The 15,494-nt window shown below is 65.3% G+C and carries 13 protein-coding genes; 4 read left to right on the plus strand and 9 right to left on the minus strand.

Annotated elements, in window-relative coordinates; all coding sequences use genetic code 11:
• Window positions 1-47 precede the first annotated feature (47 nt).
• Window positions 48-524 carry a nucleoside deaminase gene (locus OKA04_RS10355; RefSeq protein ID WP_264501085.1) on the plus strand — a complete coding sequence of 159 codons (477 nt, stop codon included), beginning with the start codon at window positions 48-50 and terminating at the stop codon, window positions 522-524.
• A gap of 14 nt (window positions 525-538) precedes the next feature.
• Here OKA04_RS10355 and OKA04_RS10360 read toward each other — a convergent pair whose 3' ends face one another.
• The 3 genes from OKA04_RS10360 to rnhC form a co-directional block, all read right to left on the minus strand.
• On the minus strand, window positions 539-1,012 hold the full coding sequence (locus OKA04_RS10360) for a septal ring lytic transglycosylase RlpA family protein (protein ID WP_319800606.1): 474 nt from the start codon (window positions 1,010-1,012) through the stop codon (window positions 539-541).
• An 85-nt stretch (window positions 1,013-1,097) separates the two neighbouring features.
• Entirely contained in the window at window positions 1,098-1,601 is a 504-nt protein-coding gene (locus OKA04_RS10365) for an HU family DNA-binding protein (protein ID WP_264501086.1), read from the minus strand.
• On the minus strand, window positions 1,531-2,445 hold the full coding sequence (gene rnhC / locus OKA04_RS10370) for a ribonuclease HIII (RefSeq protein ID WP_264501087.1): 915 nt from the start codon (window positions 2,443-2,445) through the stop codon (window positions 1,531-1,533). The genes OKA04_RS10365 and rnhC overlap by 71 nt, the downstream gene beginning before the upstream one ends.
• 126 nt (window positions 2,446-2,571) lie before the next feature.
• On the opposite strand from rnhC, the gene OKA04_RS10375 reads away from it, so the two are divergent.
• On the plus strand, window positions 2,572-3,141 hold the full coding sequence (locus OKA04_RS10375; protein ID WP_264501088.1) for a hypothetical protein: 570 nt from the start codon (window positions 2,572-2,574) through the stop codon (window positions 3,139-3,141).
• A 24-nt stretch (window positions 3,142-3,165) separates the two neighbouring features.
• On the opposite strand, the gene OKA04_RS10380 is transcribed toward OKA04_RS10375, so the two are convergent.
• The 4 genes from OKA04_RS10380 to OKA04_RS10395 all read right to left on the minus strand — a co-directional run bounded on the left by OKA04_RS10380 (window position 3,166) and on the right by OKA04_RS10395 (window position 8,811).
• Window positions 3,166-4,632, minus strand: a complete 1,467-nt coding sequence (locus tag OKA04_RS10380) for a DUF1501 domain-containing protein (protein ID WP_264501399.1) — start codon at window positions 4,630-4,632, stop codon at window positions 3,166-3,168.
• Window positions 4,633-4,996: 364 nt separating this feature from the next.
• Entirely contained in the window at window positions 4,997-6,241 is a 1,245-nt protein-coding gene (pabB, locus tag OKA04_RS10385; protein ID WP_264501089.1) for an aminodeoxychorismate synthase component I, read from the minus strand.
• A gap of 46 nt (window positions 6,242-6,287) precedes the next feature.
• Window positions 6,288-7,403: a formylglycine-generating enzyme family protein gene (locus OKA04_RS10390; RefSeq protein ID WP_264501090.1), complete on the minus strand. Its 1,116-nt coding sequence runs from the start codon at window positions 7,401-7,403 to the stop codon at window positions 6,288-6,290.
• Window positions 7,404-7,506: 103 nt separating this feature from the next.
• Window positions 7,507-8,811, minus strand: a complete 1,305-nt coding sequence (locus tag OKA04_RS10395; RefSeq protein WP_264501091.1) for a Gfo/Idh/MocA family protein — start codon at window positions 8,809-8,811, stop codon at window positions 7,507-7,509.
• Window positions 8,812-8,992: 181 nt separating this feature from the next.
• Here OKA04_RS10395 and OKA04_RS10400 point away from each other — a divergent pair, with 181 nt between their 5' ends.
• Both OKA04_RS10400 and OKA04_RS10405 read left to right on the plus strand, forming a co-directional pair.
• Entirely contained in the window at window positions 8,993-10,384 is a 1,392-nt protein-coding gene (locus OKA04_RS10400) for a nucleoside permease (protein WP_264501092.1), read from the plus strand.
• Window positions 10,385-10,393: 9 nt separating this feature from the next.
• Window positions 10,394-11,662 carry a Gfo/Idh/MocA family oxidoreductase gene (locus tag OKA04_RS10405; RefSeq protein WP_264501093.1) on the plus strand — a complete coding sequence of 423 codons (1,269 nt, stop codon included), beginning with the start codon at window positions 10,394-10,396 and terminating at the stop codon, window positions 11,660-11,662.
• A gap of 513 nt (window positions 11,663-12,175) precedes the next feature.
• On the opposite strand, the gene OKA04_RS10410 is transcribed toward OKA04_RS10405, so the two are convergent.
• Both OKA04_RS10410 and OKA04_RS10415 read right to left on the minus strand, forming a co-directional pair.
• Entirely contained in the window at window positions 12,176-13,057 is an 882-nt protein-coding gene (locus OKA04_RS10410) for a S1 family peptidase (protein ID WP_264501094.1), read from the minus strand.
• Window positions 13,058-13,221: 164 nt separating this feature from the next.
• On the minus strand, window positions 13,222-15,285 hold the full coding sequence (locus OKA04_RS10415; RefSeq protein ID WP_264501095.1) for a PDZ domain-containing protein: 2,064 nt from the start codon (window positions 15,283-15,285) through the stop codon (window positions 13,222-13,224).
• Window positions 15,286-15,494 lie beyond the last annotated feature (209 nt).

The following is a 15,494-nucleotide window of genomic DNA, read 5'->3' on the forward strand; positions in this document are numbered from 1 at the left end:
GCTGGATGGGCATTCGACGGGGGCGGAAAGCCTGTCATGGTGGAGGCATGTCCCACGCCGATCCCCGCTTCATGCGCCGCGCCATCGAGCTCGCCCGCACGGGCATGAATGCAGGCGCGGGCGGTCCCTTCGGCGCGGTGGTGGTGAGGGACGGCGAGATCGTCGGCGAGGGATACAACCGGGTGGTCGCCACGAATGACCCCACGGCCCACGGTGAAGTCGTCGCCATCCGCGACGCGTGCGCGCGTCTCGGCACCTTCAGCCTCGCGGGATGCGAGATCCACACGACCGGCGAGCCCTGCCCGATGTGCCTCGGCGCGATCCACTGGGCGCGCATCGGCCGCATCTACTATGGATTCAGTATTTCGGACGCCGCGGCCATCGGCTTCGACGACCGGGAATTCTACCGGCAGTTCTCCCTCCCGCTGCACGAGCGCGAGGTGCCGGTCCACGAGTCACCCGGCCAAGAGGCGAAGGAGCTGCTGGCGGAGTACCTCGCCCTGCCGGCCCGGCGGGCTTACTAGCCCGTCCCGACTTCTCAAAAAATCCCGAAGAACCACTTCCGCTTCGCGCTGCGCTTGTAGTCGCCATCGCCGACGGAGAGGACCTTCACCTCCACCTCGGCGAGTCCCTGGTCGCGGAAGCCGATCTTCTTCGCGGCGCGTGGCGAGAGGTCGATGATGCGGTCGCCGATGAAGGGCCCGCGGTCGTTCACGCGGCACTTCACGGACTTGCCGTTCTGCAGGTTCGTCACCTGCACCACGCAGGGCAGGGGCAGCGTCTTGTGCGCGGCGATGAGGTGCCAGGGCATCACCTTCTCGCCCAGCGAGGTCTGGCCGCGCTTCAACCCCAAGAAACTAGATTCATCGTACCACGAGGCGGTGCCCGTCTCCACGTGGTGGATCGCCTGGTCCACGCCCATGGGGTAGTAGGTCTGCCCGCGGACGTGATAGGACTTCGTCATGTAGCCCTGGTAATCCCCGCCGGGGTAGGCGCAGGAGGCCAGGAGCAAGAACGGAAAAAGCCGGAGCAACGCCCCGCGGCCCGCGTGCGGGCCGCCATCGGGAGTCCTCCGGCGTGGGAAATCGCGCATTACCTCACTTGTCGCGCTCGCGGATCATCGGGAGGGTGCGTGCCACCTGCTCCTTCATTTCCTTGCCCGGCTTGAACTTCACGACGGCGCGGGCCGGGATCGGCACATCCTTGTCCGGATCCTTCGGGTTGCGGCCGATCTTCGCCTTCGTCTCCTTCACCTGGAAGGCGCCGAAATTCCGCATCACCACCGTGTCACCGTTGGAAAGAGAGTCGGTGATGGAATCGAGGGTCTTCTGGATCACGTCGAACACCTGCTGTTGGGTGAGGCCGGTTTCGTTGGAGATTTTGATGACGAGCTCGCGTTTGGTGATGGTTGCCATGGCTTTACGGGTGAAGGTGGTTCTGCGTGCGGCGCGGGGATTGGACACCACACAGGGCGGAGTTTGTCCCGCGAAAAAGTGCGAAAAATCATGCTGGTTCCGTGCCAGCGGCGTTTCAATCGCCTGTGACGGCAGACGTAGTCTTGAAATGCAGTTTTGCAACCTTGCCAAGGGCTTCGGTTCCATGTTTGGCCACCACTTGCCTCGCGGCCTCGATGACCGCGGCGGATGCGCCCAGCGGCAGCAGGATGCCTCCGGCGGCGGAGGTCTTGTCCATCCACTCCACGAAGCGTTCGCGCGCGAGGATGGAGGCGGCGGCCACCGCGATGTCGGATTCGCCCTTCGTCCGCTGGTCGAGCTGGATGGATAAATTTTGCTGCTTCAGCGCGCGGGCGAGCACGTCCGGCCGGGCGAATTGGTCGCTCAGCGCGCGCGGGCACTGCGGCCGCTGGCTTGCAAGATTTGCAATGACCTTGGCGTGGCCCCACGCGAGCAATCGGTTCAGGTTCCCGAAGGAAGTGAACATCTCGTTGTAGCGTTCCGGGCCGATCGCCACCACGGAAGTCGCCACGCCGGGCACGTCGCGGATCCTCGCGGCGAGGTCGCGGATGCGCTTCGCGCTGGAGATACGCTTCGAGTCCATCACGCCGGCGGTCATCAGCGCGCGCGCGACGGAGGCATCTGTATATACACCGGCGATGACGAGCGGGCCGAAGTAGTCGCCCTTGCCGCTCTCATCGATGCCGAAGTGCGGGGCAAACATCTCCGGATCCAGCTCCTCCTCGTAGCCGAGCTTCGCCTCGCCGAGCACCTCGGGCTCCAGGATGAAGCGGATGAAGTCCTCCGTCTCCTTTCCCTGCACCAGCACCTTCGGCCCCTTTTCATAGACCGAGACATTAAGCTTCCCCTTTTTCGCGGCGTAGAGCGTGTATGGCTTCGCCTCGAATTCATAGCCGCGCTCCTCCAGCACCTCCCGCAGGCGGGCGGCCTGGGCGGCGGTGAGCGGCGCGGTATGCGAGGTCAGGGACACGCCCGCTAGGGAACCGTCCCGGCGCGGTGAGCGCCAAGGTTTTTCGTCGGAAACGCCGCAGCTTGTATTGCCTGGGAAATGAACCTTGAATGCGGAGGAATGGCGCTCAAATCACGGATTGTCTTCTTGTCTGCCGGTCTCCTCGCGGGTGGTGCCGTCGGCTCCCTCGTGACTTACCGGCAGATGTATGTCCCTCCCGCGCCGAAACACGAGGTGAGGTATGCTGCACCGGAGTTCGATTCGATGCCCGAGCAGATGCTGTTTCCAGCGGGTTTTACCTTGGATAGGAATGTCAATGATCCCGAGCTGCTTGAGGCGATGTTGGAGCCCGATGCCATGAGCATCCACCTCCAGGACGATACAGGGAATCTGGTATTCGATGACTGGAGATTCGCATCCCAGGGCGTGGCACCGGACAAGGAAACCTTCGACCGCCTGAAGCGGGCACTCGGATCGGTCAGTTCCTATGAGCCTCCCGGGAAATTATGTGTCTTCCACCCGGACGTATTGCTGCGTCTTGAGAAAGGAGGACGCGATCACGACATCGTCTTTTGCTTCGGCTGCTCGCAGACCACCGCTTTCCTCGATCTCTCCGTTCAGGGAAAGAAGACCTTTCTGAAAGCCTTCTGCGACACCCTGCCCCAGGCGGAGCGCTTGCATGATATCAGGGAGGCATTTGAGAAGAGACCCCGATGAGGAGAGTCTTTCTCCAATGGTGGCTCACGCGAAGATCTCCTTCACCACGCGCGAGGGCTTGGTGACGTTCGACAGCCGTTGGTCGAGCCCTTGGAATGGATAGGTCAGCCGCTTGTGGTCGAAGCCGAGCAGCGTCATCAGCGTGGCGTGGAAGTCGTGGGCGCTGACCTTGTCGATGATGGCGTCGTAGCCCACCGGGTCCGTCTCGCCATATGAGAAGCCGGGCTTCACGCCGCCACCGGCGACCCACACGGTGAAGGCACCGGTATGATGATCCCGGCCGACGAAGGGCATCTCCACGCCGCCGCGATTCTCACGCATCGGCGTGCGTCCGAATTCACCGCTCCAGATGACGAGCGTTTCTTCTAACAAGCCTCGCTGCTTGAGGTCCTTCAGCAGCGCGGCGATGGGCCGGTCGATCTCGTTGCACTTGTCCACGAAGCCCTGCTTCAGGTCCGTGCCCTTGTCCGTGCCGTGCGAGTCCCAGCCCCAGTCGAAGAGCTGGATGAAGCGCACGCCGCGCTCCGCCAGGCGACGTGCGAGCAGGCAATTGTTTGCGAAGGATTCCTGCCCCGGGCGGGTGCCGTAGAGCCGGTGCGTCGCCTCGGACTCGTGCTTCATGTCAAAGGCGTCCGACGCATGGATCTGCATGCGGAAGGCCATCTCGTACTGGGCGATGCGCGTGACCGTCTCGGGATCGCCGAAGTCGGTGGCGACCCGCTGGTTCAGGTCATTGAGCGCGTCGAGCGTCTTCCGGCGCAGCGCCTGCGAGACGCCGTCGGGATTGCTCAGGTAAAGCACCGGCTCGCCCTGCGAGCGGCATTGCACGCCCTGGTAAACGCTGGGCAGATAGCCGGCACCCCAGACGGATTTCCCCGCGTCCGGATTCTTCCCGCCGGACGTGAGCACGATGAAGCCGGGCAGATTCGAATTCTCCGAGCCGAGCCCGTAGGTGGACCATGCACCGGCCGATGGCGAGCCGGGGATCTGGCTGCCGGTGTGCATCAGGAGCTGCGCCGGGCCGTGGTTGAATTGGTCGGTCCACATCGACTTGATGAAGCACACGTCGTCGATGACTTCCTCGAAGTGCGGCAGGCGGTCGGAGATCCACTGGCCGCTTTGCCCTGCCCGGTGAAAGGGGAATTGCGAGCCGAGCATTTTTGGCACGCCTTGGATGAAGGCGAATTGCTTGCCTGCGAGGAATTCCTGCGGGCAGTCCTTGCCATCCAGCTTCGCGAGTTCCGGCTTGTGGTCGAAGAGCTCGAGCTGGCTCGGCGAGCCGGCCATGTGGAGGTAGATCACGCGCTTCGCCTTTGGCGCGAAGTGGGAGAGGTCCGGCATCAGCGGATTGGCCGGGTCTTTCCTCAAGGTGGCACCCTGCGCCTGCGTGCCCAGCCACATCCCGCCGAGACCGATGGAGCAGTTCTGCAGGAAGTGCCGACGGGTCAGGTGCCGCGCGCGATCCAGATGGAGTTGTTGGAAGACATTCATCGCGGCAGGGTCCTTTGATTCGGTGCTTTCGACGTTTAATTGGTAGTGGTGCCCCGGCGTGGCGGTCAAGGATCTCCGGCCGCATGACAGCCAGGATCTGGGACGGCGTAGCGGTCAAGGACGGTAGCCGTGGGTTTCAACCCACGGAGGTTTTCGAGGCGGTGCGAGTTGTCGCGTAGTGACAATGGAACCCGACCTTTGAAGTCCCCTTCGGTGGTACGGGATCGCACGTGATGGTTCCGGTGTCACTACGCAACACGTTGCGGCGTCTTGTCATTCCGGGGGCTGAAGCCCCCGGCTACCATCCTTGACCGCTACGCGGTCGGAGAGGTGCGAGCCAGGAGATGGGGCGCTGGCGATGCTATCAATACCTCTCCACCGCCAGCCGTATGCCTGCGGCCTTGTGCAGCGTTTCCTCGTATTCCGTCTCCGGCTCGGAGTCGGCCACGATGCCGGCACCGACGTGGTAGCTCAGCGTTTCGCCGTCGCGGATGAGGGTGCGGATGGCGATATTGAACTGGCTCTCGCCGTGGTAGCCGAGATACCCGATGCCGCCGCAGTAGATGCCGCGCGGCTCCTCCTCCAGCTCCGCGATGATTTCCATGGCTCGCTTCTTCGGCGCGCCGGTGATGCTGCCGCCGGGGAAGCACGCGGCGATGGCGTCCACGTGGTCCGTATCGCCACGCAGGGTGCCGGTGACGGTGGAGACCAGGTGATGCACCTGCGCGAGCGTCTCGAGCTGGAGCATTTCCGCGACCTGCACGCTGCCGTATTCGCAGACCTGGCCGAGGTCGTTCCGCAGCAGGTCGGTGATCATCACCAGCTCGGCGATTTCCTTCGGGCTGGTCTGGAGCTCGTAGGCGGAGCGCCGGTCCTCGTCGGGATCGGCGAAGCGCGGGCGCGTGCCCTTGATCGGGCGCGTCTCGATGCCCCGGCCGGAGAGCCGCAGGAAGGTCTCCGGCGAGGAGGAAAGGATCTCCTTACCCCCGAGCGAGAGGTAGGCGGCCAGCGGGGCGGGGGAGCACTCGCGCAGCGTCTCGTAAAGGCCGTAGAGGTGCTCGCCGCGCACCTCCGCGACGAAGGCCTGCGTGAGATTCACCTGATAGATGTCACCCGCCACGATCCACTCGTGGATGCGTCGCACGGCCGCGAGGAAGGTGTCCCGCGCCATCAGCGGGCGAAAGCTGCCGATCCGCGGGCGCGGCATCGGCGCGGTGCGGCGCTCCGCGGAAAGCGTGCCTGCCTCGTGCCAACGTCCGCTGCGGTGGTCGTGGACGAGCATTCCCGGGAAGTCGCCGAAGACGAAATCGCCGCCGTAGCCGATCCATCCGCACAGCCCGCCGAGCGGGAATCCACGGTCCGGCGCTGGCAAGGCAGCACCCCTCGCGAGCGCGGCCCGCAGCCTCGCCCGGTCCGCCGCATTATTGATGGATCCCTCCAGCAGCTCGCGCGGGCGCGCGGCGATGATGGAGACGGGCGCGCCGTAGCTCGAAGGCAGGTTCCCCGAGGTGTCGAAGAAGACCAGGCCCGGCAAGTGCGCGAGCGAGCCCGCGACCTCGGCAGGCGTCAGGCCGTCGAGCGGGGCTAGGGCGGTGGCGGCGTGGTCCACGGCGCGGAAGGTGGTGGCGACCGCCCCGGAATTCCAAGTCAGAAAATCACTCCGTGGGTCCCGGGCCGGTATTCCACATGCGGTGCATCTCCTTCACCTCCGGCACCTTCATCGGGCGCACCACGCGGAGGCCGATGTACTGGCAGCTCGTGAGGTACCAGATGGACTTCGGGTTCTGCGGGTCGATCGCCTTCCACGAGGGATCGGACGGGACGCGCGCGGCGGAGCGCAGGGTCTCCGGGCCGCCGTCGTAGTAGTGGCCGCCGCGCGTGACGTGCGGGTAGCGGTTCACCGCCGGGTGCCATGGGCCCTTGTCGCCGGGCTTCCACTTCGCATAGGCGTCGGGCAGGTAGGCATCCAGGCACCACTCGGAGACATTCCCGTGCATGTCGTGGATGCCCCAGGGATTCGGCTTCTTCTGGCCCACCTTCTGGTAGGTGTACTCCGCATTGTCCATGGACCACGCGTAGTCGCCGAGCTGGGCGGGATCATCGCCAAAGGAGTATGCGGTGGTGGTGCCGGCGCGGCAGGCATACTCCCACTCCGCCTCGGTCGGCAGGCGGTAGTAGTGGCCGGTCTGGGCGGTCAGCCATTCGCAGAACTTGCTGGCGGCGTGATGCGTCATCGCGATGGCCGGCCATCCCGCGCCGTAGCCGTCGCCCATGCTGAAGTGCATCGGCACGTAGGGCGGCGTCGGCTGGCTGACCACGTCCACGAGCGTCTCGCCTTCCTTGATCTCCGGCGCTTCGGAGGTCTTCAGGTCGGAGTCGCGGTTCAGCGTGCCGTCCTTGTTGCGCGCCTTCCCGTTTTCCATGAAGGCGCGGTAGATGTCCCAGGTCATCTCGAACTTGCCGATCCAGAAGGGCTCCAGCGCCACCTTCACCTGCGGGCCTTCATTGTCCTTCCGGCCAGCCTCGCCCGCGGGCGAGCCGATGGTGAATTCACCGCCCGGCACCGCGACCATGTCGAAGGTGCCGTCATTCGCCAGCGGCACCTTTTCCGTGTAGGCCTTCATGTCCGCGGCGGTGGCGGGTGCTCCCTCCTTCTTCGTCACCAGCGCGTGGATCTGCTCGGTCACGGGCAAGTACTGCGGGCTTGGTACTTCGGGCTCCTTTGCATGGAGAGGCACGGCGAGCAGGGGCAGGAGGGCGAGGCGTTTCATCTCGGGATGGGTCGGGAAAGGAGCGGGCGGGGATGAATCAGGCGCGGACCGGAACGGATGTCCGGCACGCGCCTGATGTGGGAAAGGTCGGGCGGGGCGGGTATCAGGCGAGCTTGTGCTTCCCGGGCACCGGCACCGGCGCGATCTCGAAGCTGTCCGCCATGGCCAGCGTGTCCGGTGCCTGGTCCTGCGTGGACTTCCACATCTCGTCCCAGGTGATGCGCTGGCCGGTGTGGGCGGCCTCGCGGCCCAGGATGCCGAGCATGGTGCTGTTCGCCATGTACTCGCCGGTATTGATGATCTCGCCCTTGCGGAGCGCGGCGAAGAATTCGTTGTGGCAGACCTGATACATGTTTTGCTCCACGCCGGGCTGGGCGCGATACATCCACGTGCGCTTCTTGCCGTCCGGTCCGAGGACCATCGGGGTGTCCGGCGCCACGGCGATGCCCTTTTCACAGTAGATGCGGTCGATCACCTCGGTGTGGCAGCCGGGGAACTGGCGCTCGCCCACGTGGCACATCACGCCGCCGGGGTATTCGAAGACGATGTTGTAGTGGTCGTACACATTGCCCGCGTCGGTGCGGGTGGCGCGGCCGCCATTTGCCACGGCGGCGATCGGCGCGACATCACCCATGGCCCAGGCGATCTTGTCCACGGTGTGGATGGCCTGCTCCAGCAGCGGGCCGCCGCTGATCCACTCGAAATTCGTCCACCAGCGCATCTGCCACTCCACGTCGGCCATGCCGTCCGGCTTCTTCATGCCCGGCTGCAGCGGCTTCGGCGCGACGCCCATGTAGGTGCCGTAGACGGAGTGGACCTTGCCCAGCTCGCCGGAGGTGATCTTGCCGTAGAGCTCGCGCACGCCCGGGGCGAAGCGCCAGCAGTAGCCGTGCTGGATGGCCACGCCCTTCTCCTTCGCCAGCTTCGCGGACTCCATCACGGAGCGCACGCCGGTCGCGTCCACGGCCATCGGCTTCTCGGCGAAGACGTGCTTGCCCGCCTCGATCGCCGCGCGCAGGTGCTGCGGGCGGAATCCCGGAGGAGCCGCGAGCAGGACGACGTCCACGCCGCTGTCGATGACCTTTTGATACGCATCCAGGCCCACGAACTGGCGCTCGGTGGGCACGTCCACCTTGCCGCCGAATTTCTTCAGGCCATTCAGGCTGCCCGGGATGGCCTCCGCGAAGGCATCACCTACGGCCCACAGCACCACATTCGGGTCCGCGGACAGCGCCTGCTCGGCGGAGCCGGTGCCACGTCCGCCGCAGCCGATGAGGCCGACCTTCAGCTTGGCAGTGCTGGCGGCATCCTGCGCGAGCAGGAGATTCGGGAAGCTGGCGAGCGCCGCGGTGGCGGCAGACCCGGCAAGGACGCGACGACGGGAAAGGGGCAGAGATGTCGGACTCATGGCAGTTGCAATGACAAACGGGCCGCAAATACGACCCCAAGGCAAGCCGGGCTTTCACGAGATCAGCAGAAAATTTCAGGAAAGGTCGTTTTTCATGAGAGAACGGGACAAATTACGCCGAATAGGAATCGTTGATCCTGCTTGCCGCCGCGAGGGGGGGTTGCCGAATCTCAGTCCAGTTATGGAAAAAGCTGCTTCGCCTTCCGCGCTGCCTCGTTTGTCAGTGATGATGTTCCTCCAGTTCTTCGCGTGGGGGTCTTGGTTTGCCACCCTCGCGCTGGCGATGGGTGGAAATGGTCTCGGAGATTTCATCGGCCGTGCGTATGAGAGTGCGCCCCTCGGCGCGATCTTCGCCCCGCTCTTCCTCGGCCTCGTGGCCGACCGCCTGTTCTCCTCGGAGCGGGTCATGGGCGTCCTCATGATCATCGGCAGCCTCCTCGTCGGGGCCGTGGCCTTGATCTCCCCGCAAGGCGCGGCAAAGGGCGACATGATGGTCTGGCTGATGATCGGCTACATGCTCTGCTACATGCCGACCCTTGGCCTGGGGAATACGATCACCTTCACGCACCTGAAGCAGGAGGATTTCCCGAAGGCGCGCGTCTGGGGCACCATCGGCTGGATCGTCGCCGGTCTCGGCGTGGGCGCTGTCGGCTGGTCCGCCTCGCTGAATATCTTCTGGCTCGGTGCCGCCTCCAGCCTCGCGCTCGGCCTCTACAGCTTCACGCTGCCGAATACCCCGCCGCCTGCAAAGGGCAAGCCGCTCGACCTCGGCTCGCTGCTCATGGTGGATGCCTTCAAGCTGCTGAAGAACCCGCCCTTCCTGGTCTTCGCGATGTGCTCGATGCTGATCTGCATCCCGCTCGCCTACTACTACGGCCAGACCTCCGCCTACCTCGGTGCCGCCGGCTTCAAGCAAGCCGCCGCGACCATGACCCTCGGCCAGATGTCCGAGATCTTCTTCATGCTCCTCATCCCCTTCTTCTTCCGCAAGCTCGGGGTGAAGATGATGCTGCTCATCGGCATGCTCTCCTGGGTGGCCCGCTATGCCCTCTTTGCCTTCGGTGCGCCTGACCAGGTCGCCTGGATGCTCCTCCTCGGCGTGGCCCTTCACGGCATCTGCTACGACTTCTTCTTCGTCACCGGCTTCATCTACACGGACAAGAAGGCTCCGGCCGAGATCCGCGGCCAGGCCCAGTCCCTGCTCGTCTTCCTGACGCAGGGCCTTGGCATGTTCTTCGGCTTCCGCATGGCCTTCGGCCAGACCTTCCCCTTCACCGATGCCAAGCTGCCGAATACCCTCGGTGCCTACGGCGCCGCGCCTGCCGAGCACGGCGAGCTGATCGGCCAGATCAAGGATCTCTCCGGCTCCGCCACCCCGGGCTTCTTGGAAAGCCTCGCCGGCATGTTCGGCAAGGCCTACCCCGCCGGCATCGACACCGCCCTCGTCACCAAGGTCCTGACCGACTGGAAGAACTACTGGATCTTCCCCGCCGGCATGGCCGCTGTCATCGCCATCATCTTCTTCCTCGGCTTCTGGGACAAGTCTGCGGACGGCGGTGATGCGAAACACTGATCCACTCCCATGAATCTATCCCGCCGCCAGACCCTCAAATCGCTCGCCGCACTGGCGACCATCCAGATCGTCCCGAGCCGCGTGCTCGGCCTCAATGGCCAGACACCGCCGTCCGGGGAGATCACAAAGGCGATCATCGGCTGCGGCGGGATTTCCGCCTCCCACCTGCCCATGCCGGGCAAGCTTCTCGCGCTGTGCGACGTGGACGAGAGCCACCTCGCCCAGCGGATGAAGCAGGCCGGCGGCGAGGAAAAGGGAGTGAAGGGCTACCGTGACTTCCGCGAGGTGCTGGAGCGGAAGGACATCGACGTCATCCACGTCGCCACCCCGCCGCATTGGCACGCGCTCATGTCCATCGCCGCGGCGAAGTCCGGCAAGGACGTGTGGTGCGAGAAGCCCATGAGCCGCACCATCGGCGAGGGCATCGCCATGGTGAAGGCGGTGGAGAAGTACGAGCGCGTCTTCCGCCTCAATACCTGGTTCCGCTTCCAGGACAATTTCTACGGCATGGGCGTGCCGGTGAAGCAGATCAAGAAGGCCGCCATGCACGACGTGCTCGGCTGGCCGCTCACCATCACCGTGGGCGCCCACACCGGCTTTGACTGGAAGCTGGGCATCTGGACCGGCCAGAAGGGCCTGAAGGAAGAGCCCGTGCCCGCCTCGCTGGACTACGATCTCTGGCTCGGCCCCGCACCGAAGAAGCCGTACAATCCGAACCGCGTGCACGCGAAATTCCGCGGCTACTGGGACTACGATGGCGGCGGCCTCGGCGACATGGGCCAGCATTACCTGGACCCCGCCCAGTACATCCTGGGGAAGGACGACACCGCGCCCGTCTCCGTGGAGATCGATGCCGACCCGCAGGACCCCGATGCCATCGGCACGTGGCGTCGCATCGAATTCACCTACGCCGACGGCTGCAAGATCGTGCTCGATGGCGACAACAGCCTGAAGGACGCCGCCTACATCCAGGGGCCGAAGGGGAAGATCACCAAGGGCTTCCAGACCGACATCCCGGACCTGGAAAAGAAGCTCGCCTCGCTGCCCGATCCCGAGCCGCAGATCACCGATTTCCACGAGAGCATCCGCACGCGGAAGAAATTCGCGCTCAACGAGCGGAATGGCTTCTGGTCCTGCACGATCGTGAACATGGGCGTCACGGCCCACCGCTTGAACAAGAACCTCAAGTTCGACCCCAAGACGCTGAAATTCGACGACGCCGAGGCGAACAAGCTCATCGACCAGCCCATGCGCGGGCCATGGAAGATCGAGGTGTGAGATTGGGGTAGAGCGCGGCGGGAAAGCCGTCCAATCACGAAAAAGCCGCCCGCGGTTTCCCACGGGCGGCTCCTTCAAATCGTGGCTCCGGCATCCTGCCGGAAGCCTGCCCAAGCCCGGGCGCCGCGACCTGGTGGCCGCATGCCTCCGCTCCACAGGGCCAAAGGCCCGGCCATCCCTCAGCCCCGGCCATCGGCCGGGGTAGGGGGGCGACGCGGGACGGCGGCCTGAAGGGGCGCGATATGGGGCGGGCCGGTAACGTATCGCGTCCCTTCAGGCCGCCACGCTTCACGGACGCTTTTTCCCGGGCCGTTGGCCCGGGCTGAGGGATGGCCGGGCCGTTGGCCCTGAAACCGCCGCTGAAAAACCGCCCTTGATCGCGAACGAACAAAAAAACCGCCCGCGGTTTCCCACGGGCGGCTTCTTCAAATCGTGGCTCCGGCATCTTGCCAGTAGCCTGCCAAAGCCCGGGCACCGCGACCAGATGGCCGCACGCCCGGAGTCTGCTCAGGCTTACTCGCCAGCCTTGTCTTCGGCGGGCTTGTCCTCAGCGGCCTTCTCCTCGGTGGCAGCAGGCTCCACGGCCTTCGCTTCCTTCGCCTGCGCGGCCACCTTGGCGATGTCCGCGGCGGGCAGGATAATGGGCGAGATCTGGATCTGGCCACCGCGTGCGGCAGCGCCCTTCGGGCTGCGCAGCACGGACACGCCGAGCAGCTTGCCATTCGCCAGATAGACCGGGCAGCCCACGCTGTCCGTGGCCACGCGGTAGAAGGTGCGCGGGCGGGTGGTGATGCCGGAGATCTCCGTGGTCAGCAGGCTGGACTCGCGGTTCAGCGACTCGTCCAGGCGGCCCAGCGCGATGCACTCGTCGAGCACCTCGCCCTTCGCCGAATCCGCCAGGTCGATGGACTGGAGCTCCACGCCCTTCGCTTCCTCGCTGTCCATGCGGACCTTGATGAATGCCAGGCCGAGGTCGGAATCCTTCAGCACCAGATCCGCCGGGATCTCGGAGCCATCGGCCATGATGACCTTCACTTCCTTGATCTCGGAGTTCGACTTCAGCTTGATCGGGCCGGCGGGGGTAGGGACCGTCTGGCCATCGACCATGGACGACTTGTCGAGGCCGCCGAGGGCGGTGACGATGAGGCCGCTGGAGTCGATGATGGTGCCGGTCGTCTCGCTCTTCTCTTCCTTTTCCTGCGCGGCGAGCGCGGCCTTGAGCTGGGCGGGCACGTCGCCATCGGCGGACATGCTCACCTTTGCCAGCACGGAGAGCCAGACGATGGCATCCTTGTGATCGGCGGAGAGCTTCCTGGCGGTGTCACGGAGTTCCGCGGTGGAGGCGGAGACGAGGGTGGTGGTCGCCGCGAGGGCGAGAGCGATGGAGCGGAACATGGTCGGAGATGATGGATGTGGGATGGGAGACGGTAGATATGAGATGATAGATGTCAGATCGTGGATTTCAGAGCAGAGGTGAAATTTCGGATATGAGATTTCAGATATGAAATTTTAGATCTGAGATTTTCAGATTTGAGATCTTGAAGGCGGGGTCGTGGGGATCACCAGCGGGGCTCGATTTCGAGGAACCAGGTGCGCGGGCCGCGGCGGATGCCGAAGACGACGCTGCGTGGCTTCGTGTCGCGCAGCGAGACCAGCTTGCCCTTCAGCTCCTCGATCTCGTTCATCGGCTTGCCGTCGATGGTGAGGATCACGTCGTCCGGGGCGAGTCCGCCGAGGGCGGCCCAGCCGCTGGGCTCCACCTTCATCACGGAGATGCCGGCAGGCTCCTCGCCCAGGTCCGTCTTCAGCTTGTCGCGCTGGGCGGTGGAGAGCTGGCGGGCGGTGAATTCGAAGAGCTCGTCCTTGTACTCGCGCAGCTCGCTGTCATCCGTCGGGCGCGGGGCCAGGGAGACATTCCACGTCTGCGGCTTGCCGTCGCGGATGCCGGCCAGCTCCAGCGTGGCGTCCACCGGGTAGGCCAGGATGAGCTCCGGGAAGACCTCCGAGTCCTCCTGGCGGCGGGCATTGATGATCTTGCCATCCAGCTTCAGCAGCAGGTCGCCCTCCAGCAGGCCGGCGCGCTTTGCTGGGGAATCCGGGGCGAGCGAGGTCACGCGGACGCCCTTCTTGCCTGCAATGCCCAGCGCGCTCGCGAGGTCATCCGTGAGCACCTGCGTGGACAGGCCCATCCAGGCCTTCTCCGCCAGGCGCGGCTTCACCGGCTCCTTCGGCGGGCCCACCTTCACGACGGTGGCGTACTTCTGGCGGTCGCGCTCGAATTCCACGAGCACCGGCTTCGGCTCGGTGAGGCCCTTCACGAAGTCCGCGGTGAAGGCGATCAGCTCGGCGCGGTTCTTCACCTCCTGGCCGCCCACCTTCACGATCACGTCGCCGCTGCGCAGCGCGGGCTTCGCCTCGGAGGCCGGGCCGCCGCCGCGGGTGGTGTCCACCAGCACGCCGTCCTTGCTGTCGCGGGATTTCTCGAGCGCGGACACTTGGGTGAAGTTGCGGGTCGTCAGGCCCCACTCGCGGATCTCCGCTTCCTTGTCCAGGGTGGGCTCGCGCAGCACCGTGGTCAGCTTCCACGTGTGCGGCTGGCCGTCGCGGATGCCTGCCAGCGTCACCTCCGTGCCCGGGGTGGTGTTCAGGATCATTGCATTGAAGACCGGCAGATCCTCCGCCGCGTGGCAGTCCGGCAGCGCGGTGCCCTGGTAGGCGGTGATGAAGTCACCGGGCTTGATGCCGGCCTTCTCCGCCGGGCTGCCCTTCCACACGGAAGCGACCAGCGCGCCCTTCTCGTCCGCCATGCTGCGCAGCAGTGGCTGGGCCTCCAGGCCGATCCAGCTTCGCGTCACGTGGCCCTTGTCGATGAGTTCCGCGGCCACCTTCTTCGCCAGGTTTGAAGGGATCGCGCCGCCCAGGCTGGCGATGCCCACTTCGTTCACGCCGATGATCTCGCCGGCCGGATTGACCAGCGGTCCGCCGCTGTTGCCGGGGAAGATGATCGCGTCGTGGCCGATCCAGCGGACCAGTTCGCCGACCTTCTCGCCATCGAGCGTCAGGCCGATCTGGTGGCGCGGGACGATCATCTCGGTATTCGCGACGATGCCGCGTGTCACCGATTGCGACAGGCCACCCGGGCTGCCCATCGCGAAGACGAGGTCGCCGGTCTTCAGCGTGTCCGAGTCGCCGAAGCCCGCCACGGCCAGCGGCTGGTCCTTGAAGCGGCGGGTATCCAGGTCCAGCTTCAGCACTGCCAGGTCGGACAGCGCGTCCGTGCCCACCAGCGTGGCGTCCACCTCATCGTGATTCGACAGCGTGCACACGAAGCGCGTGCCGCGGCCCGCCACGTGGTGATTCGTCAGCACGTGGCCCTCGGGCGAGATGATCGCGCCGCTGCCGCTGCCTTGCATCTTTTTCATCGAGCCGTCGGCCCCTTCCTCCATCACCACGTAGATGCGGACGAGGGCGGGATAGACCTTCTTGATCGCGTCGGAGACCTCGGCGGACGGGGCGGCTGCCGGTGCGGTGGCGGCGGCATCTTGGGCGAAAACTGGCAGCGTCTGGCAGGTCGCAAGCGCGAGCACCAGCAGGGCGGAACGGCAGGAAGACATCGGGGTCATGGGTAAGGTGGTCTGGACGGGACGCCAAGTAGCGATGAACGCGGGGCGGCTTGTTCAAGTTAATCCGCAGGGCCCGCCAATCCCGGGACAAACCGCTGGCGGAGCGGGATGAAGGCGGCGATTCCCGAGGTGATTTGCGGCATTTCCCGGCCTGTTGGCAATCCCGCAGGCTGCCGGGAACCCACCTGCCGGGGTGTCCGGTGACGCCG

This window comes from Luteolibacter flavescens, assembly GCF_025950085.1.
Taxonomy (GTDB): Bacteria; Verrucomicrobiota; Verrucomicrobiia; order Verrucomicrobiales; family Akkermansiaceae; genus Haloferula; species Haloferula flavescens.